Source organism: Mesorhizobium sp. WSM4809 (assembly GCF_055811655.1).
On the sequence record NZ_JBVVQW010000004.1, the window covers coordinates 255,093 to 276,550 of the forward strand.

Below are 21,458 nucleotides of genomic sequence, written 5' to 3' on the forward strand. Positions count from 1 at the left end.
GGGTCTTTGTGGTCGCACGCCCGAGGCCCGCTCTTCGGCGTGCGTATGCATTCATGTCGGCGCCTTGGCGGCGGCGGGGATGTCCAGCCAGCCAGCATCGATCTCGGGCAGCGGAATGGCTGCGATCAGGTCGCGCGTGTAGGCCTGCCGTGGATTGTCGAACAAGACGTCGGTGGTGCTCGCCTCGACGATCACGCCCTCGCGCATGACGATCACTTGCCGGCACAGCCGCCGAATGACCGACAGATCGTGGCTGATGAAAGCGACGGTCAGGCCCATCTCCGCCGCCAGCTTCTCCAGCAGGGTGAGGATCTGCGCCTGCGTCGACACGTCGAGGCCGGAGACGATCTCGTCGGCCAGCACGAATTTCGGCGACAGCGCCAGCGCGCGCGCAATGCCGACGCGCTGGCGCTGGCCGCCCGACAGTTCGTGGCGGTAGCGGCTGGCGAAACTTTGCGGCAGGCCGACACGCTGCAGCGCCTCAGCCACGCGCGCCTTGAGATTGTCGCCGAGGCCATTCTGCTTGAGCGGTGCGGCGATGATGCTGGCAATGGTGCGGCGCGGGTTGAGCGACGACATCGGATCTTGAAAAATCATCTGCAGATTGCGGCGCAGAGGCCTGAGCTCCGCTTCCGGCAGATGCGTGATGTCGCGGCCGTCGAAAGTGATGCTGCCTGCGCTGGGTTCCAGCAGGCGCACCAAAGCGCGGCCGAGCGTCGACTTGCCGGAACCGGATTCGCCGACGATGCCGGTCACCGAGCCCCTGGGCAGGTCGAAATCCAGGCCCTTCAGGATTTCGACCAATGGCGCGCGGCCGATCAGTGGCTTGCGCGTCATGTCGGGCAGCGCGACCTTCAGCCCGCGCACGGAGAACAACGGTTCAACCATACGGCCGCCTCCAGGCTTGGTCGGCGGCAGCGATCTCCGAAGCAAGCCCGGCCAGCACCGCCTCGTCCACCGGCTTCAGCGAGGCGAAAGGATCGGTGTAGCGTGGCGTCGCCGCCATCAGCGCTCGCGTGTAGGGGTGCTGCGGTGCTGCGAAGAGGGCAGCCGTGTCGGCCTCCTCCACCACCTTGCCGGCATAAAGCACCGAGACTCTCTGGCTGATCTTGGCGACGACGCCGAGATCATGGGTGACGAACAGGATCGCCGTGCCATGCTCGCGCTGCAATTGCACGATCAGCCGCAGGATCTGCTTCTGCACGGTGACGTCGAGCGCCGTGGTCGGCTCGTCGGCGACGATCAGCCTTGGCTCCGCGGCGAAGGCCGCAGCGATCAGCACGCGCTGGCGCATGCCGCCGGAAAGTTCGTGCGGATAGCTCTTCAGCACGCGGTCGGGATCGCGGATTTGCACCTCGTCCAGCAATTGCCGGATGCGGGTATCGGCCTTCTCGCCACTCCAGCCGAGGATGCGCACCAGCCGGTCGGTCATCTGCGAGCCGATGCGCCGCGACGGGTTGAGCGCGGTCAGCGGGTCCTGCGGGATCAGCGCCGTGCGCGCCCCGATCAGCGTGCGTCGTGCCTTGGGTTGCAATTTGCCGAGGTCTTCACCCTCGAGCAGCATGTCGCCTTCGACAATGCGCACGCTCGACGGCAGCACACCGAGCACCGCCTTGCCGATCATCGTCTTGCCAGCGCCGCTCTCGCCGACCAGCGCGCGCACTTCGCCGGGCTGAACGGAGAGCGACACCGAGCGCAGCACGCGCTGGCCGTTGGGCAGCACCGCACTCAGATCCCTGATGTCGAGGCAGGCGCTCATCGCAGCACCGGATCGAAACGCGTCTTCAGCGCCTCGCCGAACTGGCTGAACGACAGCACGGTCAGGATCAGCGTGATCAGCGGAAACACCAGCACCCACCAGGCCTGATGGATCGACAGCCGGCCCTCGGCGATGATGCCGCCCCAGGTCGGATCGTCGGTCGAGATCGACAGATTGACGAAGGACAGGATCGCCTCGACGATGACGGCGATGCCCATTTCCAGCGACAGCAGCGCGACGATCGACGGCACCACATTGGGCAGCACTTCGCGCAGCATGATGCCGATGCGGCCGTAGCCGGCAATGCGGGCATTCTCGACATAGTCCATGCGCGACTGACCCATCGTCTCGGCACGGATCACCCGGCAGAAACGCGTCCAGTCGATGATGGCGATGGCCAGGATGACGGAACTCAAGCCCGTGCCGAGCACCGCCACCAGCAATATGGCAAACAGCACCGGCGGAAACGCCATCCAGACATCGACGATGCGCGAGATGATGCGGTCGGCCCAACCGCCGAAATAGCCTGCGATCAGGCCTAGCGTCGAACCGACCACGCAGGCGGCGATGGCTGCGGCGAATGCGACGATGAAGGCGATGCGGCCGCCGAAGATCAGCCTCGACAACAGATCGCGGCCGAGGCTGTCGGTGCCGAGCCAATAGCCGGGTTCGGCTCCATTCATCCAGAATGGCGGCAGTCGTTCCAGCATCAGATCCTGTGCCAGCGGATCCTGGGGCGCGACAAGCGGACCGAAGATCGCGGCCAACAGCGCCAGCAGCAGCCAGCCGCCGGCCAGCCACAGGCGTGGCGACACACCTCGCCTTCGAGCACGGCCCTCATCCATGGCGCAGCCTCGGATTGAGCAGCGCATACATCATGTCGACGCTGAGGTTGATCAGCACGAACAGCAGCGCGAAGACCAGCACGATGCCTTGAATCAAAGGCAGGTCGCGGTTGATGACCGCGTCGATCGCCATATTGCCGAGACCCTCATAGGAGAACAGCCGTTCGACGATGACGGTGCCGCCGATCAGGAAGGTGAACTGCACGCCGACCAGCGTCAGCGTCGGCAGCGCGGCATTCTTCAGCGCCTCGCGCAGGATGACCTGCGTTTCCGAAAACCCCTTGACCCGCGCCAGCACGACATAGTCGAGGTCGAGCACTTCCTTCAGCGACTGTTTCAGCAGCTGCGAGATGATTGCTGCCAGCGGCAGCGCCAGCGCCACGGCCGGCATCAGCATGTGCTTCAGCAGATCCCAGGTGAGGTCGAGGCGCAGGCGCAACAGGCTCTCGAACAGATAGAACTGGGTCACGAAGGGCAGGTCCAGTTGCGGCGACACCCGCCCGGAAATGTCGAAGATCGGCACCAGCACGCCGAACAGCAGGATCAGCACCAGGCCCCACAGGAAATCGGGAATCGAAAGCGCCGCGCCGCTGGCGATGTCGATGCCGGTCTCGACCGCCGTGCCGCGTTCGCGCGCGCCGATGATCGCCGTCGTGCCGCCGATCGCCACCGCCATCACAAGTGCGACGATGGCGAGTTCCAGCGTCGCCGGCAGCCGGTTGAAGACGAGGCCCAGCACATCCTGCCGCAGCGAAATCGAAGTGCCGAAATCGCCCCGGGCCACGCCCGACAGCCAGATGAAGAATTGCTGGACGATGGTCTTGTCGAGGCCGTAGAGCGCGCGCAGCCGGGCAATGTCGGCATCCGTCGCGCCGGGCGGCAGCATCATGGCGATCGGATCGCCGGGCGCGACGCGGATCACGACAAAGACGACGACGGCCACGCCGAACAGCGTGATCAGCATCGTCAGAAGGCGGATCAGGAATCGTTGCAGGAGCATGTAAATCTTTGCAGGAGCTCGTTGGCTCGTATGCCGGATAGAAATGCGCGCCGTCGCTATGGACGGCGCGCGGCAATTCCAGGCCGATGTCAGGCCGGGGTCATCAGGGCCGGCAGCAGCGCGCCGGACACATGCTGCACCACATTGACGCCCTTGGCATGCACGATCGGCTGCGCATACTGCATCAGCGGCAGCACATAGGCCTGCTCGGCGATGTATTTGTCGACACCCTTCCAGCCGGCGATGCGCTTGGCCTCGTCCTTTTCGCCCCACAGCGGGTTGATCATGTCGATCAGATCCTGGCTGTCCCACACCGAATGCGGGCTCGGGCCGTACATGGCAAAGCCGGTCGAGGTGGTCGGATCGCCGATGGCATTGCCCCAATTGTAGAAGGCGGCCGGCGCCAGCTTGTCGGCGGCGCGCAGTTCGTAGTGCTTGGCGATCTCGTAGACCTCGATCGTCGCCTCGATGCCGACCTTGCGCCACATGCCGACGATCGCCTGGATCATCTCATAGTCCTTGGGCTTGAAGCCCTTGGTCGTCTGGATGGTGAACTTGACCGGCTTTTCCGGCGAGTAGCCGGAAGCGGCGAGCAATTCCTTGGCCTTTTCCGGATTGTGCTCGACCTTGATCGACGCGTCGTAGGATGCGTATTCCGGCGTTTCCAGCGTATCGATCGGCTGCCCGTAGCCGCGCAGCAGGCGATCGACCAGCAGCTTCTTGTCGACGGCCATCACGGCGGCCTGACGGACGTTCTTGTCCAGCATCGCCTCGATATCGTTGAAGAAGATCATGCCGATGTCGGAAACGTTCTTGCACGAGCCGGCAAGCCCGTCCTTGGCGATCAGCCGGTCATACTCCTCATAGGGAATTTCGAGCGTCACCTGCGAGGAGCCGGATTCGATCTCGGCGACGCGGCTTGCCGCGTCGGCGACGAACTTGATCGTCACATTCTCGAAGGCCGGCTTGCCGCCCCAGTAGTTCGGGTTTGCCTTGAGCCGCAGGAAGGCGTTGCGCTCGAATTTTTCGACCATATAGGGGCCGGTGCCGATCGGCGCCTTCTCGAAACCTTCGGCGCCGACCTTCTCGTAGTAGGCCTTCGGCATGATGTAGCCGGTCAGGAACGACATCCATTTGAAATAGACTGGGTCGAACTGCACGACGTCGCCGGTGATCTTGTTGCCGTCGATCTTGAAGTTGTTGACGTTCTTCCAGACGAACTGGATCGGGTTGCCGGTCTTTTCGTCGCCTGCCCGCTGCAGCGACCAGACGACGTCCTCGGCCGTGAACGGCGAGCCGTCATGCCAGGTCACGCCCTCGCGCACCGTCATCATGATCTTGGTGCGGTCGTCGTTCCAGCCCCATTCGGTGAGCAGGCCCGGCGCGAAGGAAAGGTCGGGCTTCTGTGGGATGAACTGGTCGAACACCGACTGGTACAGCCCCTGGATGGTCGGGTTGACGGCCGAGGGGCCGGTGGTTGGATCCCAGGATGGCAGGTTGACGTTGTAGGCGATGGTCAGTTCGCCGGCAGCCGCCCTAGCGATCGACGGCAGGCCGACGGCGGCCACCCCGAGTGCCGCGGCGCTGTATCCCAGCAATTCACGTCTGTTGATTGTCATGGTCGTTCCCCTTGTTGGTTTTGTTTCTGCGCGCGGCGTCTTAGTTCATTGGTTCAGGCTTCTTGGGCAGCAGCGCCTTGCCCCTTGCAGCCTCAAGGAAATCCTCGGCTCCTACCTCCCGCCAAGCTGTTGTGCGAGCATGAAGCCCGACGCCGCACCGGTGCCGGCGCCCGGCCATGTCGCGGCCCCGGTGAGGTGCAGATTGGCCACCGGCGTGTTCCATCCGGCATAGCCGCGCGCCGGGCGGAACAGGAAATTCTGCGCCAGATGATGGCTGCCGCAGACCTGGTCGCCGCCGACGAGGTTGGGGTTCTCGCGCTCGAGATCGATGGGCGAAAACACGGCGCGGCCGAGGATCTTGTTGCGCAGGCCGGGCGCATAGGTCTCGATGATATCGAGGACACGCTCGGCGTAGGCTTCCTTCACCTTGTCCCAATGGTCCGGCGCGATCTTGCCGGCGGCATCGCCCAGGATTTCGGCGGGCAGCATGCGCACCTGCACCCACAGCACATGCTTTCCCTGAGGCGCCCGCGACGGGTCGATCGCCGTCGGCTGGCCTACGACCAGCACCGGCTCGTCCGGCAGCATGCCCGCCATCGCCTGCTGATAGGTGCGGGACATGGCGTCGAGCGACGGCGACAGATGCACATAGGCGAACTGCCGAAGCTCCGCTCCGGCACGCCAGTCGGGCAGATCGTCGAGCGCTAGGTGGATCATCATCGTCCCCGGCGCGTGGCGGAATTTTTGCATCGCCGTATCGAAGCCGGCATCGCCCGAACCGTTCGCCAGCAGCTTGCCGGTCAGCGCCTTGGGCGCGACGCCGGCAATGACCGCCTTGGTGGCGCTATGCGTTTCACCCGAAGCGAGCCGCACGCCGGTCGCCTTGCCGGCTGAAACCGTGATTTCCGCTACCTCGGCCCCGGTGACGATCCTGCCGCCGGCGGAGGTCACCATGCCCGAGAGGGCACGGATGATGGTGTCGGCGCCGCCCTTGCCCAGCACCATGCCGAAACTCTGGTTGGCCATCGATTCCAGATAAGGGAACACAGCACCGCCGGCGATGTCGGGCGCGAAGTCGAGATGCATGCCCCAGGTGGCGAGCGTTGCCCTGATATGCGGCGACTCGAAATTCTCCTCCAGCCAGGCGCGGGGCGAGGACAACAGCAGCCGGCAGGTGTCGACCGCCCCAGACATGCCTTTCTTGCGCCACAGGTTCCACGCCGTGCCGGCCAGCGCACGGGCGCTCATCGGCGATCCCAGCAGCCGGAACAGGTGTTCGGCCTCCGCCGGGAAGGCGGCGACCAGCCTGCGCCATGTCTGGGCGTCGGCGGCGGAGAAGGCGGCGATGCGCGCGGCGGTCTTTTCCAGATCGTTGCTGACGCCGAACCAGCGTCCGTCGGGGAATGCGCTGGCGAAACAGTCGACGACCGGGGCGAACTCCAGCCCCTGCGCTTTCAATTCATTTGCATATTTCCGGTGGAAGGCCGAGCCGGCGAAGAGGCTGAGATTCATCGCGCCGAAATCGTGGCGGAAGCCGGGGAGGGTGAATTCGCGCGTCTGGACGGCGCCGCCGATTGTTGCGCGGCGCTCGAAAATCCCGGTTTTCCAGCCTTTGAGCGCCAAATGCGCGGCGCATGCCAGACTGTTGTGGCCCGCCCCGACAAAGATGGCGTCGAACTCGCTCACGCCTCGTCCCCATTTCCTTTATGCTTAAAGATAATTGCAGATGCATATGTTTTCGTCTAGTAGGATATTAAGGGCCGAGACGAGCCTTGATCATCACACGAAAGAGGGAACTTCAAACCATGGACACGCAAAAACTCCTCGGCGAAGTCGCCAGCCAGCTTCTTTCAGGCGCCATCAAGGTGGTCGACCTGTCGGCGACGCTCGGGCCGGATACGCCGTTGATCAAGCTGCCGCCGGAACTCGCCGTCGACACGCCGAAGGTCGAGATCCACAATATCTCCCGTTACGACAAGAACGGTCCGTGGTGGGCCTGGAACTGGCTGAAGCTCGGCGAGCATTCGGGTACGCATTTCGATGCGCCGCAGCACTGGATCTCCGGCAAGGACTATCCGGACGGCGCCACCGACACCATTCCGGCGCAGAATTTCGTCGGCCCGGTCAATGTCATCGACTGTTCGAAGGAAGCCGCCGCCGACCACGATTTCCTGCTCACCGTCGACCACATCAAGGCTTGGGAAGCCGAGCATGGCGCGATCAATGCCGGCGAATGGGTGGTGATGCGCACCGACTGGTACAAGCGCAACGGCTCGGAAGCCGAGTTCCTCAACGCCAACGAGACCGGCCCGCACACGCCGGGGCCGACGGCCGAAGCCATCCAGTTCCTGATCGGCAAGGACATCAAGGGCTGGGGCTCGGAGACGATCGGCACGGATGCCGGCAAGGCCGGCGGCATGGAGCCGCCATTCCCGGCGCACACGCTGATGCACAAGGCCAACCGCTACGGTCTTGCCAGCCTCTGCAACCTCGACCAGCTGCCGCCGAAGGGCGCCATCCTGATCGCGGCGCCGCTCAAGATCGAACATGGCACCGGCAGCCCGATCCGCGCGCTGGCGCTGGTTTCGAAGGGCTAAGCGAAAGCGTTTGCCGTGACCCAGCCGGATCACATCATCGTCGGCAGCGGTATCAACGCGCTGGTCTGCGCGGCGATGCTCGGCGGCAAAGGGGCGCGTGTGCTCGTCCTGGAGCGCAACGACCGCATCGGCGGCTGCCTGCGCACCGAGGAGATCACCGCGCCCGGCTTCATCCATGATGTGATGGCGACGACCTTCGTGCTGTTCATCACCTCGCCGGCCTTTGCGGCACTGGGCGCCGACCTCGCGCGCCACGGGCTGGAGTTCTGCCACACGGGCACGCCGACCGGCGTGCTGCGGCCGGACGGCAGCCATGCCGTGCTCGCCACCGACCGTGCCGCCAACGTCGTCGCCCTTAATGCGATCGCGGCAGGCGAGGGTGACCGGCACGCGGATGATGTCGGCGGCATCGAGCGCAATGCCGGCCTGCTTTTCGGCCTGCTCGGCGGCAGCCTGTGGTCTTACCCGACAGCGAAGCTGCTTGCCGGTGATGGCTGGCGGCGGGGCCCGCGTGGCCTTGCCGCCTTTCTCGGCGAAGCGCTCGTGCCGGCGCGCGGCTGGCTCGAAAGCACCTACCAGTCTGAAACCATCCGTGCGCTGTGGGCGCCCTGGGTACTGCATGCTGGATTAGGCCCTGAAGATGCGTTCTCCGGCCAGATCGCCAGGGTTATCGCCTTCGCGCTTGAGGCGGCGGGCGCGCCGATCGTCAAGGGCGGGGCAAAAAACCTGCTGGCGGCCTTCGAGGCTTTGATCCGGGAACGCGGCGGCGACATCCGCACCGGCGCCGACGTCGCTTCGATCGTTCAAAGCAATGGCCGGGCAACCGGCGTGCTGCTGGCCTCGGGTGAGACAATCACGGCCAATAAGGGCGTCATCTGCTCGGTCACGCCGACGCAGCTCTATGGCAGGCTGCTTGGCGCGGATGCTCCCAAAGCCGATGTCGAGGCGACGCGGAAATACCGCTACGGCAAAGGCAATTTCCAGATCCACTACGCCCTGGACAAATCGCCAGCATGGCGGGGCGAAGGCCTGGACAAGGTGGCACTGCTGCATCTGACGCCTGGGCTGGATGGCGTCTCCAAAGCCTGCAACGAGGCGGCGCGCGGTATGCTGCCGGAGGTGCCGACCATCTGTGTCGGCCAGCCGCATGCGCTCGACCCGTCGCGCTGCCCGGAAGGCAAGGCGGTCCTCTGGCTGCAACTGCCCGAGGCGCCTCGCCACATCAAGGGCGACGCCGCCGGCAAGCTGCAGGCACCAGCGGACGGGCAATGGACCGATGTGCTGCGCGAAGCCTATGCCGATCGCGCTGAAGCGATCCTCGCCAGCCATATCGAGGGCTTCAAGGACAGCGTCATTGCGCGGCGCGCCTATTCGCCGGCCGATCTCGAGGCGATGAACATCAATCTGATCGGCGGCGATCCCTATGGCGGTTCCTCGACCATCGACCAGTCCTTCCTTTGGCGGCCGTTCAAGACCAGCCGCAACCATCAGACCGGCATCAAGGGCCTCTACCATATCGGCGCCTCGACCCACCCGGGCGCGGGCCTTGGCGGCGGTTCCGGCTTTCTCCTGGCGGGGAGGCTGTAATGGAAGAGAAGGTCACTGAGAAGCGCCAGCGCATTTCGACCCTGGGGCAGATCGGCCTGCAGCAATTCGCGCCCTATCTGATGAACCGCATCATGGGCCGCTACAACGCCACTTTGCGCGACGATTTCCGCAAGCAAGGCCTGACCATTCCGCAGGTCCGCACGCTGGCCGTGCTGTCGGTCACCGACGGCATCACCGTCAACGACCTCTCGGTCTATACGGTCATCGAGCAATCGACCTTGAGCCGGACGCTCGACTCACTGGAGGGCCAGGGCCTGGTACGGCGCGAACAGGGTGTCACCGACAGCCGCATCCGCCATGTGTTCCTGACCGACGAGGGCCGCGCCGAGTTCGCGCGCGCCTGGCCGGCCATGCATGACGCCTTCGAGGCGATGTTCGACGATATCAACGACGCCGAATATTCCGCACTCATCGCCACGCTTTTGAAGATGCTGAAGAACATTCGCAAGCACGACATCTAACATGACCCCGAAAAGTGGATCCCGGTTTTCGGAAGAGGTCATGCTCAAGCAGATAGACCTACGCGCCGCCAGCGCAGGGCGGCAACGGAAGGATTGAAAAATGGCCGAACGCTCTTTTGCCAGGGAAGTCGAAAAGCTTCGGCTCGGCGCCGGCGAGGAATTTGCCGGCGAAGGCATCCTCGCCATCACCAAGGCGCTGCTGCAATGCGGCGTCGGCTATGTCGGCGGCTATCAGGGCGCTCCGATCAGTCACCTGATGGACGTGCTGGCCGACGCGCAGGACATTCTGGGCGAACTCGGCGTGCATTTCGAAGCCAGCGCTTCGGAAGCCACCGCCACCGCCATGCTGGCGGCGTCAGTGCATTATCCCATCCGCGGCGCCGCCACCTTCAAATCGACGGTCGGCACCAATGTCGCCTCCGATGCGCTGGCCAACCTCGCCTCCGGCGGCGTCACCGGCGGCGCGCTGATCATTGTCGGCGAGGACTATGGCGAAGGCTCCTCGATCATGCAGGAGCGCAGCCATGCCTTCGCCATGAAAAGCCAGGTCTGGCTGCTCGACCCGCGACCCAATCTGCCGTCGATCGTCAAGGCGGTGGAGGATGGTTTCGAACTGTCCGAGATTTCCAACACGCCGGTCATGCTGCAGGTGCGCATCCGCTGCTGCCACGTGCATGGCCATTTCATCGCCAAGGACAACAAGCGGCCGCCGATGACCGTCGCCGATGCGCTCGACGCGCCGCGCCGCGACACCGGCCGCATCGTGCTGCCGCCAGCGTCCTTCCTGCATGAGAAGGAGAAGGTGCAGAAGCGCTGGCCGGCGGCGGTGGACTTCATCGCCAAGAACAAGATCAACGAGTTCTTCGGCTCGGATCATGGTTCGGTCGGCATCGTCCTGCAGGGCGGCATGTACAATTCGGTCATCCGCGCGCTGCAGCGGCTCGGCCTTGCCGACATTTATGGCGACACCGACGTGCCGCTCTATGTGCTCAACGCCGTCTATCCGCTGATCGATGACGAGTTCCTGTCGTTCTGCGAGGGCAAGCAGGCGGTGCTGGTCGTCGAGGAAGGCCAGCCCAACTACATCGAACAGGCCTTTGCTTCGATGCTGCACAAGGCCGGTCGCGGCACCAGGCTGGTCGGCAAGGAGTACCTGCCGATGGCCGGCGAATATACCGGCCAGGTCATGCTTGACGGCATCGGCGCCTTCCTGCGCGCCGAGGCGCCGCATCTGCTGCCCGGCGAAGTGCGCGCGCCCAACAAGGTCGGTGACGGCGTCGACGCAGCCGATCTGATCAATGTCGTGCCGGGCCGTCCGCCGGGCTTCTGCATCGGCTGCCCGGAACGGCCGATCTTTGCCGCGACCAAGCTGGTCGAGCAGGAGCTCGGCAAGCACCACATAGCCTCCGACATAGGCTGCCATCTGTTCTCGATCATGCCGCCCTTCGAGCTCGGTGCCACCACCATGGGCTATGGCCTGGGTCCGGCCTCTGCCTCAGCCTTCAACTCGCCCGATGCCAAGCGCCGTTCGATCTCCTTCGTCGGCGATGGCGGTTTCTGGCACAATGGCCTGACCTCCTCGATCGGCAATGCGGTGTTCAACAAGAACGACGGCGTCATCGTCATCGTCGACAATTTTTATTCGGCGGCCACGGGTGGGCAGGACATCCTGTCATCGCGCGCCGGCAACAAGACCAAGTCGACGAAGCACCCGATCACCGAGGCGGTCAAAGGCATGGGCGTCAAATGGCTGCGCCATGTCGACCGCACCTATGACGTGACCAAGGTGCAGGACACGCTGCGCGAAGCACTGACGACGGAGGAGAAAGGGCCGAAGGTCATCGTCGCTTCGTCCGAATGCATGCTCAACCGGCAGCGCCGCGAAAAGCCGCTGGTCGACAAGGCGATCAAGGGCGGCGAGCGTGTGGTGAAACCGAAATTCGGCGTCGATGAGGACATCTGCACGGGCGACCATGCCTGCATGCGGCTGTCCGGCTGTCCCTCGCTGTCGGTCAAGTCAACAGACGATCCGCTGCGCGACGATCCGGTCGCTCATATCGACCAGAGCTGCGTTGGCTGCGGCAATTGTGGCGACGTCGCCGATGCGGCGGTGCTCTGCCCATCCTTCTACCGCGCCGATGTCGTGCACAATCCGAGCCGCTGGGATCGCTTCCTGGAAGCCGCGCGCCGGGCCACCATCAGCCTGTTGCAACGCCGCCGCGAAAGCCGGCGCCTGACCTTCGCCGATGCTTGACGCCGTCCCCCCACTTCGCGCCCGCGCCGGCGCTCAGGATAGCGAGCGTGTCATCAAGCTCGCCGTGCTGGCGGTCGGCGGCCAGGGCGGTGGCGTGCTCGCCGACTGGATCACCGCTGTCGCCGAGCGCAACGGCTATGTTGGGCAATCGACCTCGGTCGCCGGCGTCGCCCAGCGTACCGGCGCCACCATCTATTATGTCGAGATGGCCCGCGACACCGGCCGGCTGCCGGTCTTCGCGCTGTCGCCGTCGCAGGGCGACGTCGACATCCTGATCGCCGCCGAATTGATGGAAGCCGGCCGTGCCATCATTCGCGGCTTCGTCACGCCCGACCGGACCACGCTGATTGCCTCGTCGCACCGCATCGCCGCCGTGTCGGAAAAGATCGAACCGGGCGATGGCCGGGCTTCGTCCTCCAAGGTGCATGCGACGGCGGAAGCCGCATCGAAGCGCTTCATCGCTTTCGACATGGAGAAGATCGCAGCCGACAATGGCTCGATGATCTCGGCCAGCCTGCTTGGCGCGCTGGCGGGGTCCGATGCGCTGCCCTTCACCCGCGAGAGCTACGAACAGGCGATCGGTGCCGGCGGCCGGGGCGTCAAGGCCAGCCTCGCTGCCTTCGGCGCTGCGTTTGACCGCGCGCGCGGCACGGCAGCGCCGGCGCCGAAGCCGGCCGAGCCCGCGATGGTCGAATCTGCCTTGGGCACAGGACAGGTGAGTGGCCCGCAAAACCTGCTGCAGGGCTGGCAGGCCTTGGCTGCCCGCATCGACCTGTTGCCGGTAGCCGTGCGCGACATGGCACTTCGGGGCTTGAGAAAGGTCGTCGACTATCAGGACATCGCCTATGGGTGCGAGTATCTCGACCGGTTGGACAAGGCCGTCGCGCTGGACGGGCCGCTTCAGGGCTATGGCTTGTCCATCGCCGCCGCCAAGCATCTGGCCAACGCGCTGTGCTACGACGACATGATCCGCGTCGCCGATCTCAAGACGCGCTCGACGCGCGGCAAACGTGTGCGCCGCGAGGTCGGCGTCAAGGACGGCTCGATCCTGCAGGTGACCGAATATTTCCACCCGCGCATCGAGGAGTTCTGCGGCACGCTGCCGGCGGGACTGGGAAGCTATATCGAAAGCCGCCCGAAGCTGGCCGCCTTTCTCGATCGCCGCATCAACCATGGCCGCCGCATCCGCACCGACAGTTTTGCTGGCTTTGCCGCTCTGTGGTTCATCGGCGGCCTGCGCCGCTGGCGCCGCAGCTTTCTGCGCCACAAGGTTGAGATCGCGCATCTCGATCGCTGGTACGCGCTGGCTCTCGACCAGGTGCCCCAGGATTACGCACTGGCCGTCGAGATCCTCAATTGTCGCCGGCTGATCAAGGGCTACAGCGACACCCATGTCCGGGCACAGTCGAAATTCGACCGCGTTCTGTCCGCGCTCGACCTGGTCAAGGGCCGCGCCGACGCCGCCGACTGGATCCGCCGCCTGCGCGAAATGGCGCTGAAGGATGAGAAGGGCGACATGCTCGACGGCGCGCTGAAGACGGTGGCGACGCTGGGGCCGGACCCAATCAGCTGAGATATCTAGCGGGCGTCCACGGATTGGAGCGGCGCTAACCTTAACTCCGGGCTGGCTGACAGGATTGCCCGTGCGCCGGCGCTGACGCGGGGCCAGGTGCCTGACCCCGCCGTGCTTTGATCAGTTATGGTGCCAGCGGCGCCAGTGATGGTGCGGGTGCCAGCCATAGACCGGAGCGTGCCAGTAGTGGTAACGCGGGCGCACGATGACGACGCCGTTCGGCACGCAACGGCCCCATCGGTTCGGGTGCCAGCCGATGCCGCACCCCCAGCGGACATGCTCGACCAATGCCGGGGCGGCCGGATGGGTTACAGACATGACGGGCATTGCGTTGGACGCGGTGGCGGTCACGACAGTTCCACTGACCGCCAGGATAGCGGCTGCTGCATAGTTTTTCAGGCGACTCATAATTGGGCTCCGAGTGCATTCGAGGTTGAAGATGGCCGCCCGGCACGGTGCGATCGGGCAGGCTTGTCCCTTCTCTTCGTTAAACGGCGTCTCCCGCCTTTTCCGTCGGTCGTCATGGCGATTTTTTCGGCGCCACGGCAGCGCGGCGTTCCATGTGGCGCAGCAATGCCTGTGCCAGCACGCTCCGGTTTTCGGGTGATGTGTTCGCCGCGAAGTCGACAATGGCCTGCTCGAGCCGGGTGCGAACCGTCGCGTCGGCGTTGCGTGCCCGCTCCAGGGCCGCCGACACGGCGGCCTTGTCTATGACAGGCTGTTGCAGCAGGTCCGCTGCCTGCTGCCTCGCCTGCTGGCCATCGAGAATGATCTGACGGGACTGCACGCGAACCTGGCGCAGCGCCTCGCGGAACGCCTTGCGATCCTGGTCGGGAAGCTGTCGGCCGGCCGATTCCAGCGAGACACCTGTTTTGGCATTTCTCAGCCAGACCGCACCGCCGACGAATGCGCCGGCAAGAAAGACGTTCAGCACCACGGAAGCAATAACCAGACCACGGACCCAGCGCGTGCTCATAGGCTTTCCTCACCGTTCTCGGCAGCGGGGCCGGCATCGCCAAACGCCGTCGCATTGGCATCCAGCACATAATGGTCCGGCTGGACCTCCGGCGTGACGATGGTCACCAGGGCCAGCCCTGCTACGGCACCGGCCACACCAATGCCGGCAAGTCCGAGTCCCAGCCACCAGAACCACTGGCGCCTGCGCTGGACGAGGTGCCGGCCGGCAGCCTGCAGAATGCTGCCGTGCAGTGCCTTGTCCGGGGCGTCGACGCGGTAGCTGTCGAGCAGCGCGTCAAGTGTCCCGGCCTGCCTCAAGATGGCCTTGCCCGCGCCGCTCGCGGCAAAGACCGTGCCGGCCATTCGCTCAGCCTCGGGCCATCGCCGCAAGTCGCCGCCATAGGCCTGGGCCAAGACGGCAAAGCGCCTGGCATCCATTGCGGGTTCGTTCCTGGATCCTTCAGCCATGTGTCGCCCCCTTGCCCGTCGGCGCCGGGCGCCAGGCGGCACCAGCAAGGCGCAATGGCCGTGGTGCGTTGGTGCTTGCCCGGTGCTTACTCATCGGCGCCATCCCCCGCCAGGATCGCCTGCAGCGACCGCCGGCCGCGCGCAAGCAGGCTTTCCAGGGCATCGACGCTGATCTGCAAGGTCGCTGCCGCCTCGATATTGGACATCTCCTGATAGTAGACCAGAACGATCGCTTCGCGCTGGCGCGGCGCTATGGCTTGCAGCGCCCGTTCGACCCGAAGCGCGTCCTCCTGGCGAGGGGCGTCGGGAAGTGCCGCAGGGTCGACCACGTCCGGCAGGTCGCCGGTCACCCACTCGCGCCTGCGACGCAGCCGGTCGTAGCAAAGGTTGAGCGTCACCCGGTGGGTCCAGCTGTCGAAGCGCGCATTGCCGCGCCGCCAGCTCGCGGCATGGCGCCAGATCCGCACGAAGGTTTCCTGCGCGACATCCTCGGCCTCCGCCGCATCGCCGAGCATGCGCACGGCAAGCGCCAGGATACGCGGCAGCTTGCGCGCGACGAGGGTTTGCACGGCTGCGGGCTCGCCGGCCCCAACACGGCGAACCAGCTCCTCGTCCGGATCCGCAGCCATCAGTCGGCGCACTCCCGATATTCATCGCGCGTCATTGCCTCTTGGTCATTGCCCCGGCTTGGGAGCGGTTTTATGGCCCGGCAGTTCGTCGGCCGTCAGAATGCCGTCGGCATTCTTGTCCAGCCTTGCAAAGCGCCTGGCGAAGAAGGCATCGAGTTCGGCGCGGTCGATGAAGCCGTCATGGTTGGAATCGATCCGCGCGAAGGATTTGGCGGCGTCGCCCTTGACGTTGCGCTTCGTCTGAAAGGCCTCCCATTCCAGCAGGCTGATCTTGCCGTCGCCATCCGTGTCGGCCGCCATGATCGCCTTTTCGCGCCGCTTCTGGAATTTTGGCCAGCGTGATGTCGGACCTGGCCACCGAGGCGCCTGGCGCGGCAAGTGGCGCGGCGGTCGGCGGTGCAGGCGGCGTCGTTGCCTGGGCGAGAGCCGCAACGGCCTGCAAACTCAAGGCAACGAATCGAACGGTTGATCATGTTGTGCGTCTCTCCAGGTTGGCGCGACGCAGACGGCTTGTGCCGCCATCGCGCTTCAACCGTTAAACGCCGCGACCCGGAAAATCCGTCGGTCGCGCCTGCTGATCCGTTCACGCCCGGACAAAAGAGGGTGCCCATCCCGACTCGATCGGGATGGAAGGAACTCTAGTCCGACTGGTCCGCCGCAATCAGTTGTTCCGGCTTGAACCCGGCATGTTGCGGGGTCCACACCTCGCCCTCGCGATTGAACCAGTGGCACAGATACATGCCCGAGGCTGCCCCATCGCTGATCGTCATCCTGGGACCTCCGGATTTCAGCCTGACGACGTCTCCGGTCTTGAAATTGTTGGGCATTTTTGACCTCCCATGCTGAGGCCATGATTTTCACACCAAACCGGTGTCTCGACAATGGCAGATCTGCCAGGCCGGCGCCGCAATCCTTTGCACCAGCTGCGAAGGGGCAGACAGACGACAAAAATGGAGGAGGAATGGTGCCGCTTGCGTGCACATAATCGCGATATCAGACAACATCATGTAGTGTCGGCAGTTTCGCCGGATCTTCGATGATGCTGATTTTGTTGCGAAATCTGCAACAAATCAGCGTCAAGCATTGTCATGTAGGATCGTTTCATCTACACCTAGAAGGTGGACCAAAGGGTGGACGAAGAAATGGCAAGGGCGAAAGACAGACTGTCGGCGGTGCAGATTAAGCAATCGCCTGCTGGCAAATATGCGGACGGCGGCGGCCTTTGGCTTGTGAAGTCCGACAAAGAAACCGGCAAGTGGGTGCTGCGCGCCGTGGTCAATGGCCGTCGCCGTGAGATGGGTCTTGGCTCGATTTCCGATGTCGGCTTGGCCGAGGCCCGCAGGTCGGCTGACAAGTGGCGTACAGTCGTGCGGGACGGCGGCGATCCCATCAAAGAGCGCGTTCGACAGAAGCGCGAGGCGGCGCGGAATCTCCATCTTTTGAAAGATGTCGCGGAAGACTGTTTCGAAGCGATCAAGGGCAATCTGCGGGGCCAAGGAAAGGCGGGCCGATGGTTCTCGCCGCTCGAACTGCATGTATTGCCCAAGCTCGGAAAGGTGCCGGTGGCCGACCTCGATCAGGTGGACATTCGCGATACCTTGAAGCCGCTGCGAGACACGAAATTCGAGACGATGCGTAAGGCTCTCAATCGCCTCGATATGGTTGTCCGTCATGCTGCGGCGCTCGGTCTCGACGTTGACACGCAAGTTGTGGACAAGGCGAAGGCGCTGATCGGAGCGTCACAGCACAAAGCCGTAAATATCCCAGCGATGCCTTGGCACGAGGTGCCTGCGTTCTATCAGAGCTTGAGCGACGGATCAGTGACGCACTTGGCATTGCGCCTGCTGATCCTTACGGGTGTTCGCTCGCGGCCCCTTCGATTCTTGCAGGTCGATCACATTGCCGGGGAAGTGTGGACCGTCCCTGCCGACCTGATGAAGGGTCGGGAGGGTACGACTGGCGATTTCAGAGTGCCGTTGTCGAAGGCAGCCCTGGCCGTGATCGAACAAGCTAAGCGCCATGCTCGCGGCGGCTTCCTGTTCCCGTCAATCAAGCGCGGTGTCGTCAGTGACATGACGCTGAGCCGACACATGGAGCGGCGTAAGCTGACAGCGCGCCCGCATGGCTTCCGGTCATCGTTGCGGGATTGGCTCGCTGAATGCACCGACGCGCCTCACGATGTCGCTGAAACGGTCCTAGGCCACAAAGTCGGTGGTGCCGTCGAACGCGCGTATCGACGGACGGACTTCATCGACCAGCGGGCCAAGCTCATGGAGCGGTGGGCAGACCATTGCACCGGCAAGGGCGGCAAGGTGGTGCAGCTGGTTAGCGCCGTCTGACCGTTCTCATATCGGGTGTTTTAGAAAGCAACCATCTCACCTTAGATCAGTCCGGGTCACTCGTGCAGCAAAGAGGCCCGACTATGAATTTCGAACACACAGACCCACTTCTCAGGGACGCAGAAGCAGCCGCCATCCTTGGCATGTCCAAGCCGACTTTCTGGCGGCGAGTGCGGGACAAAACCGCCCCGCAGCCGGTCAAGATTGGCGGTATGAGCCGCTGGCCGCGCTCTGAAATCCTCGCCGTGATCGAGCGGGCCAAAGCTGCTCGCGCTGCCGCGTGATCGCCGTGGCCGAAGAAATCGTTTTCTGCGCCAAGACCGGTCACCGGATTGTCGATGATAACGTTGTCCCGTTCCCTCACCTTGGCGCAAGGCCATCTCCAGCCGAGAGCGAAACCAAGCCAATCCCAGTCGAAACAGCCTCAGTCCCTGAAAATGATGACATTTGAAAAACGCGTCCTGATGTGTCCGGGACGACAAGAGAGGCGCGCTGTGCGTGAGATCACGCTCCTTCCACTGACGGACTTCCGTGACAGGTTTGCCGCCGCCGAATTTGCACAGCGCATTGTGTTGCCCGAAAAGTCCGCGGAAAGCCGCATGGCCACCGCTCGACGCTTCGCTGTCCTGTCCTGTCCTGAGTTCGTCACTGACACTCGCGATGATTGTGTGCCGTCCAGTCTCATGCACGATGTCGAGGCAACACTGCCGATTTATGTGGTTCGCGAAGGCGGTGACATTGTTGGTGCAGCAGTCTGTTCGGTTCTGACTTCATCGTTGCCGTTGCGGCTGCTTTGGCTTGCGGTCGATCCCGCCTTTCGCGCTCGCGGGATCGGTATGGCGCTGGCTCGGCACGTGGTGCGGTCTGCGCCGGTCGTGCATTTGAGCACCAACAAAGATCGCCTGATTGGCTTCTATGACAATGCTGGCTTCCGGTTCTGGCAAGAGGCTGGCCCGCCAGTCGCGCCCTGGTTCATCGGCTCAACAGCGCGGGAAAATCAAACACTCGCTTTCGGCAAGCCGCTGTTATCTGAATCGCCTCCCGTTTCCGCGTACCGTCCATCTGAAATGCGCGTACGCAACAGCTGGCGCATTGGCCGCGACCAATGAACTCGCATCCACGCTACACCTATTCCGATTGGCAGCAAGGCAAGGCCCCAAAGAAGGGCTGGGACTGCGCCGACGCGGTGGATGACGGATGGAGCAAGAGCCAGTTAGACGCCTTCATGCGCGCGACGGCTCGGCCTTGGTCGCCGCCACAACAGAAACCGGCAGAGAGCGGCGCTGAAAGTGTTTCGCCACAGACTGTGCGGTTGCCTAAGGGAGGCAATGACAACGGGCTTCCTGGAGCGCCGCGTGTTAAGCCCAAGATCGCAGTTGTGAAGGGCGAAATTCACCGGGCAGTAAACCAGGCTATCGCCGTCCTCTCAGCCCCGGAAGTCGGGATCTTCGCCCGAGCGGATGAACTTGTCCGGCCGGTGACGCACTTCACGCCCACTCAAACTCTGACCGTTGCAAAGCAGGGCGAGAACGTCAGTCGTCCAGACGGATCGGTGATCGTTACAACCATGACAGAGGCCGCGCTTATTGAGGTGCTGACGGAAAGAGCGCTATTTGTAAAGTTCAACAAGCGGGTACATGACTTCGAGCCGTGCGACTGTCCGCCTGAGGTGGCAAGAATGGCCCTTGCTCGAAAGGGGCACAACTGGACCATGCCCCGCCTAAGGGCGGTGATCAGCGCGCCAACGCTGCGCCATGACGGCACCGTGATCAGCGAACCGGGGTATGACACTGCGACGGGTTTGCTCCTGGTTGGAGACCGACTCTGGCGACACGTCCCTGACAGCCCGTCTAAACGCGAGGCAATGGAAGCTGTTGCTGTCCTGTCGGAACCGATCGCCGCGCTGCCTTACGTCGGCGAAAGCGACCGCGCCGCTGCCCTGGCACTGTTGATTACAAGCGTCATGCGACCCAGCTTGAAGACCGCGCCAATGTTCGCAGTGTCTGCACCTTCTGCCGGTACCGGCAAGAGCTTGGTTGTCGATGTCGCGGCGGTGATGGCGACCGGTCGGCGAGCCGCCGTTGTCACCCCCACACCTGACGAGGCGGAACTCGAGAAGCGCATTGGAGCCTGTGCGCTGGCTGGCGATCAGATCTTGAGCATCGACAACGTCACTCACATTCTACGAAGCGACCAGTTATGTCAGATGCTCACGCAAGACGAGGTTCAGGTTCGCGTGCTCGGTTCTTCAAAGAACGTCCGTATTCCCGCGACGAGCCTGATTTGCGCCACAGGCAACAACCTAACGGTATATGGCGATCTAAACCGGCGCACGATCCAGATCAGGCTAGATGCCAAGACTGAGCGACCCGAAGACAGGCTTTTCGAGTTTGATGCGGTTGACCTGGCCATGCGCAAAAGGCCGGAGCTTGTCGCGGCGGCTCTGACAATCATGCGCGCCTATCTCTCAGCGGGCACACCCAATCGAGCCTCACCTATGGGCAGCTTTGAAGATTGGAGCGACCTAGTGCGCTCCTCGCTGATTTGGCTTGGCCTGGCCGACTGCCGAGGCGACGTAGCCGCCCAGCGGGCGGCGGACCCTGAGAAGGACGAACTTGCGGAGATCATCGAAGCGCTGCCTGGCGGGCCGTTCACGTCGCGGCAAATAGCCCTCAAGGTCGGCGAAAACCCGCTGCTCAGGGAAGCGCTCGCATTCTTCATCGATCGAGGCGGTGTATTTTCCTCCAAGAAGTTCGGACGCTACCTGGCACGTTACGAAGGTACTCGAATTGGTGGGCGCTGGATTGAGCAGATGCCGCGTGACCGCAACACCAATAGCAGCGTTTGGCGGATCGCGGGCGGGGATAGCATGCATTCCACAGGGCAAGCGAGTTCCACGGAACCGGAGCTTGATAGCTGGTGAAAAAAGGGGCTGCATCTCTGTCAAAGCTGGCCTACTGAGCCTGCCCTTTCGCCCCGAGAGTCATCAGACGTTGCCCAAATACCTGCAATTCTTGATGAGGAATGGCGAATCCAATCGTTGTATCCCCAAAATGAAAAACAAGGTTGTGGTACCCTTGCGTTTGGCCCGGCGCTACATTTATTCCAGATGGGACAAGAACGCTGAAAGTCGGCCGCCCGGTCGAAGCGTAGTTTGCATTGGCGTCCTTTGCGGTTTTGAGCAAGAGAGCCGCAACAGTTCCGGCCTCTTTCGTTTTCATTTCGCAGAAAGCATTCTCCTTTCCGTTCTCTTCGATCGAAAAACGCATCATGCCCTTTTGCTCTACGAGAGCCGTAGCCTTAAACTTGCCGCCTGTGCCGCCACCCATTTCGGTCTCTCCACTCTGTA

At 63.6% G+C, this 21,458-nt stretch carries 22 protein-coding genes; 9 read left to right on the forward strand and 13 right to left on the reverse strand.

Annotated elements, in window-relative coordinates:
• Positions 1-51 precede the first annotated feature (51 nt).
• The 6 genes from AC0L24_RS12445 to AC0L24_RS12470 all read right to left on the reverse strand — a co-directional run bounded on the left by AC0L24_RS12445 (position 52) and on the right by AC0L24_RS12470 (position 6,909).
• On the reverse strand, positions 52-888 hold the full coding sequence (locus AC0L24_RS12445; protein WP_127808063.1) for an ATP-binding cassette domain-containing protein: 837 nt from the start codon (positions 886-888) through the stop codon (positions 52-54).
• Positions 881-1,759, reverse strand: coding sequence for an ABC transporter ATP-binding protein (locus AC0L24_RS12450; RefSeq protein ID WP_127808062.1), 879 nt, complete (start codon positions 1,757-1,759; stop codon positions 881-883). Before AC0L24_RS12450 ends, AC0L24_RS12445 begins: the two co-directional genes overlap by 8 nt.
• On the reverse strand, positions 1,756-2,604 hold the full coding sequence (locus tag AC0L24_RS12455; protein WP_127808061.1) for an ABC transporter permease: 849 nt from the start codon (positions 2,602-2,604) through the stop codon (positions 1,756-1,758). Before AC0L24_RS12455 ends, AC0L24_RS12450 begins: the two co-directional genes overlap by 4 nt.
• Entirely contained in the window at positions 2,597-3,604 is a 1,008-nt protein-coding gene (locus AC0L24_RS12460; RefSeq protein WP_128364289.1) for an ABC transporter permease, read from the reverse strand. The genes AC0L24_RS12455 and AC0L24_RS12460 overlap by 8 nt, the downstream gene beginning before the upstream one ends.
• A gap of 89 nt (positions 3,605-3,693) precedes the next feature.
• The gene (locus AC0L24_RS12465) at positions 3,694-5,223 is read right to left on the reverse strand and encodes an ABC transporter substrate-binding protein (protein ID WP_127808059.1); all 1,530 of its coding nucleotides are present in this window, start codon (positions 5,221-5,223) and stop codon (positions 3,694-3,696) included.
• 111 nt (positions 5,224-5,334) lie between these two features.
• Complete coding sequence (locus AC0L24_RS12470; protein ID WP_127808058.1) at positions 5,335-6,909, reverse strand: phytoene desaturase family protein; 1,575 nt, start codon at positions 6,907-6,909, stop codon at positions 5,335-5,337.
• A gap of 119 nt (positions 6,910-7,028) precedes the next feature.
• Here AC0L24_RS12470 and AC0L24_RS12475 point away from each other — a divergent pair, with 119 nt between their 5' ends.
• From AC0L24_RS12475 to AC0L24_RS12495, 5 genes are all read left to right on the forward strand, one after another.
• Complete coding sequence (locus tag AC0L24_RS12475) at positions 7,029-7,820, forward strand: cyclase family protein (protein WP_127808057.1); 792 nt, start codon at positions 7,029-7,031, stop codon at positions 7,818-7,820.
• 15 nt (positions 7,821-7,835) lie between these two features.
• Positions 7,836-9,407 (forward strand): phytoene desaturase family protein, encoded by a 1,572-nt coding sequence (locus tag AC0L24_RS12480; protein ID WP_127808056.1) that lies wholly within the window; start codon positions 7,836-7,838, stop codon positions 9,405-9,407.
• Entirely contained in the window at positions 9,407-9,889 is a 483-nt protein-coding gene (locus AC0L24_RS12485; protein ID WP_127808055.1) for a MarR family winged helix-turn-helix transcriptional regulator, read from the forward strand. Before AC0L24_RS12480 ends, AC0L24_RS12485 begins: the two co-directional genes overlap by 1 nt.
• A gap of 100 nt (positions 9,890-9,989) precedes the next feature.
• The gene (locus AC0L24_RS12490; protein ID WP_127808054.1) at positions 9,990-12,143 is read left to right on the forward strand and encodes a thiamine pyrophosphate-dependent enzyme; all 2,154 of its coding nucleotides are present in this window, start codon (positions 9,990-9,992) and stop codon (positions 12,141-12,143) included.
• Entirely contained in the window at positions 12,136-13,716 is a 1,581-nt protein-coding gene (locus AC0L24_RS12495) for an indolepyruvate oxidoreductase subunit beta family protein (protein WP_473563749.1), read from the forward strand. The genes AC0L24_RS12490 and AC0L24_RS12495 overlap by 8 nt, the downstream gene beginning before the upstream one ends.
• Before the next feature lie 120 nt (positions 13,717-13,836).
• Here the strand turns inward: AC0L24_RS12495 and AC0L24_RS12500 are convergent, their stop codons facing one another.
• The 6 genes from AC0L24_RS12500 to AC0L24_RS12525 all read right to left on the reverse strand — a co-directional run bounded on the left by AC0L24_RS12500 (position 13,837) and on the right by AC0L24_RS12525 (position 16,597).
• Positions 13,837-14,124, reverse strand: coding sequence for a GCG_CRPN prefix-to-repeats domain-containing protein (locus AC0L24_RS12500; RefSeq protein ID WP_127397731.1), 288 nt, complete (start codon positions 14,122-14,124; stop codon positions 13,837-13,839).
• 112 nt (positions 14,125-14,236) lie between these two features.
• On the reverse strand, positions 14,237-14,692 hold the full coding sequence (locus AC0L24_RS12505; protein WP_127397732.1) for a periplasmic heavy metal sensor: 456 nt from the start codon (positions 14,690-14,692) through the stop codon (positions 14,237-14,239).
• Positions 14,689-15,141 carry a hypothetical protein gene (locus tag AC0L24_RS12510; RefSeq protein ID WP_292336125.1) on the reverse strand — a complete coding sequence of 151 codons (453 nt, stop codon included), beginning with the start codon at positions 15,139-15,141 and terminating at the stop codon, positions 14,689-14,691. Before AC0L24_RS12510 ends, AC0L24_RS12505 begins: the two co-directional genes overlap by 4 nt.
• A gap of 86 nt (positions 15,142-15,227) precedes the next feature.
• Positions 15,228-15,770 (reverse strand): RNA polymerase sigma factor, encoded by a 543-nt coding sequence (locus AC0L24_RS12515; protein WP_473563750.1) that lies wholly within the window; start codon positions 15,768-15,770, stop codon positions 15,228-15,230.
• Between the two features lie 45 nt (positions 15,771-15,815).
• Positions 15,816-16,070, reverse strand: coding sequence for an EF-hand domain-containing protein (locus AC0L24_RS12520; protein WP_245481809.1), 255 nt, complete (start codon positions 16,068-16,070; stop codon positions 15,816-15,818).
• 338 nt (positions 16,071-16,408) lie between these two features.
• Positions 16,409-16,597, reverse strand: coding sequence for a YodC family protein (locus tag AC0L24_RS12525; RefSeq protein ID WP_023811455.1), 189 nt, complete (start codon positions 16,595-16,597; stop codon positions 16,409-16,411).
• A 315-nt stretch (positions 16,598-16,912) separates the two neighbouring features.
• On the opposite strand from AC0L24_RS12525, the gene AC0L24_RS12530 reads away from it, so the two are divergent.
• The 4 genes from AC0L24_RS12530 to AC0L24_RS12545 all read left to right on the forward strand — a co-directional run bounded on the left by AC0L24_RS12530 (position 16,913) and on the right by AC0L24_RS12545 (position 21,032).
• The gene (locus AC0L24_RS12530) at positions 16,913-18,109 is read left to right on the forward strand and encodes a tyrosine-type recombinase/integrase (protein ID WP_473563846.1); all 1,197 of its coding nucleotides are present in this window, start codon (positions 16,913-16,915) and stop codon (positions 18,107-18,109) included.
• Between the two features lie 83 nt (positions 18,110-18,192).
• Entirely contained in the window at positions 18,193-18,393 is a 201-nt protein-coding gene (locus tag AC0L24_RS12535; RefSeq protein WP_473563751.1) for a helix-turn-helix transcriptional regulator, read from the forward strand.
• A gap of 210 nt (positions 18,394-18,603) precedes the next feature.
• Positions 18,604-19,218, forward strand: a complete 615-nt coding sequence (locus tag AC0L24_RS12540) for a GNAT family N-acetyltransferase (RefSeq protein ID WP_473563752.1) — start codon at positions 18,604-18,606, stop codon at positions 19,216-19,218.
• Positions 19,215-21,032 carry a hypothetical protein gene (locus AC0L24_RS12545; protein ID WP_473563753.1) on the forward strand — a complete coding sequence of 606 codons (1,818 nt, stop codon included), beginning with the start codon at positions 19,215-19,217 and terminating at the stop codon, positions 21,030-21,032. The genes AC0L24_RS12540 and AC0L24_RS12545 overlap by 4 nt, the downstream gene beginning before the upstream one ends.
• 31 nt (positions 21,033-21,063) lie before the next feature.
• Here the strand turns inward: AC0L24_RS12545 and AC0L24_RS12550 are convergent, their stop codons facing one another.
• Positions 21,064-21,438: a hypothetical protein gene (locus AC0L24_RS12550; protein WP_473563754.1), complete on the reverse strand. Its 375-nt coding sequence runs from the start codon at positions 21,436-21,438 to the stop codon at positions 21,064-21,066.
• Between the last annotated feature and the right edge of the window lie 20 nt (positions 21,439-21,458).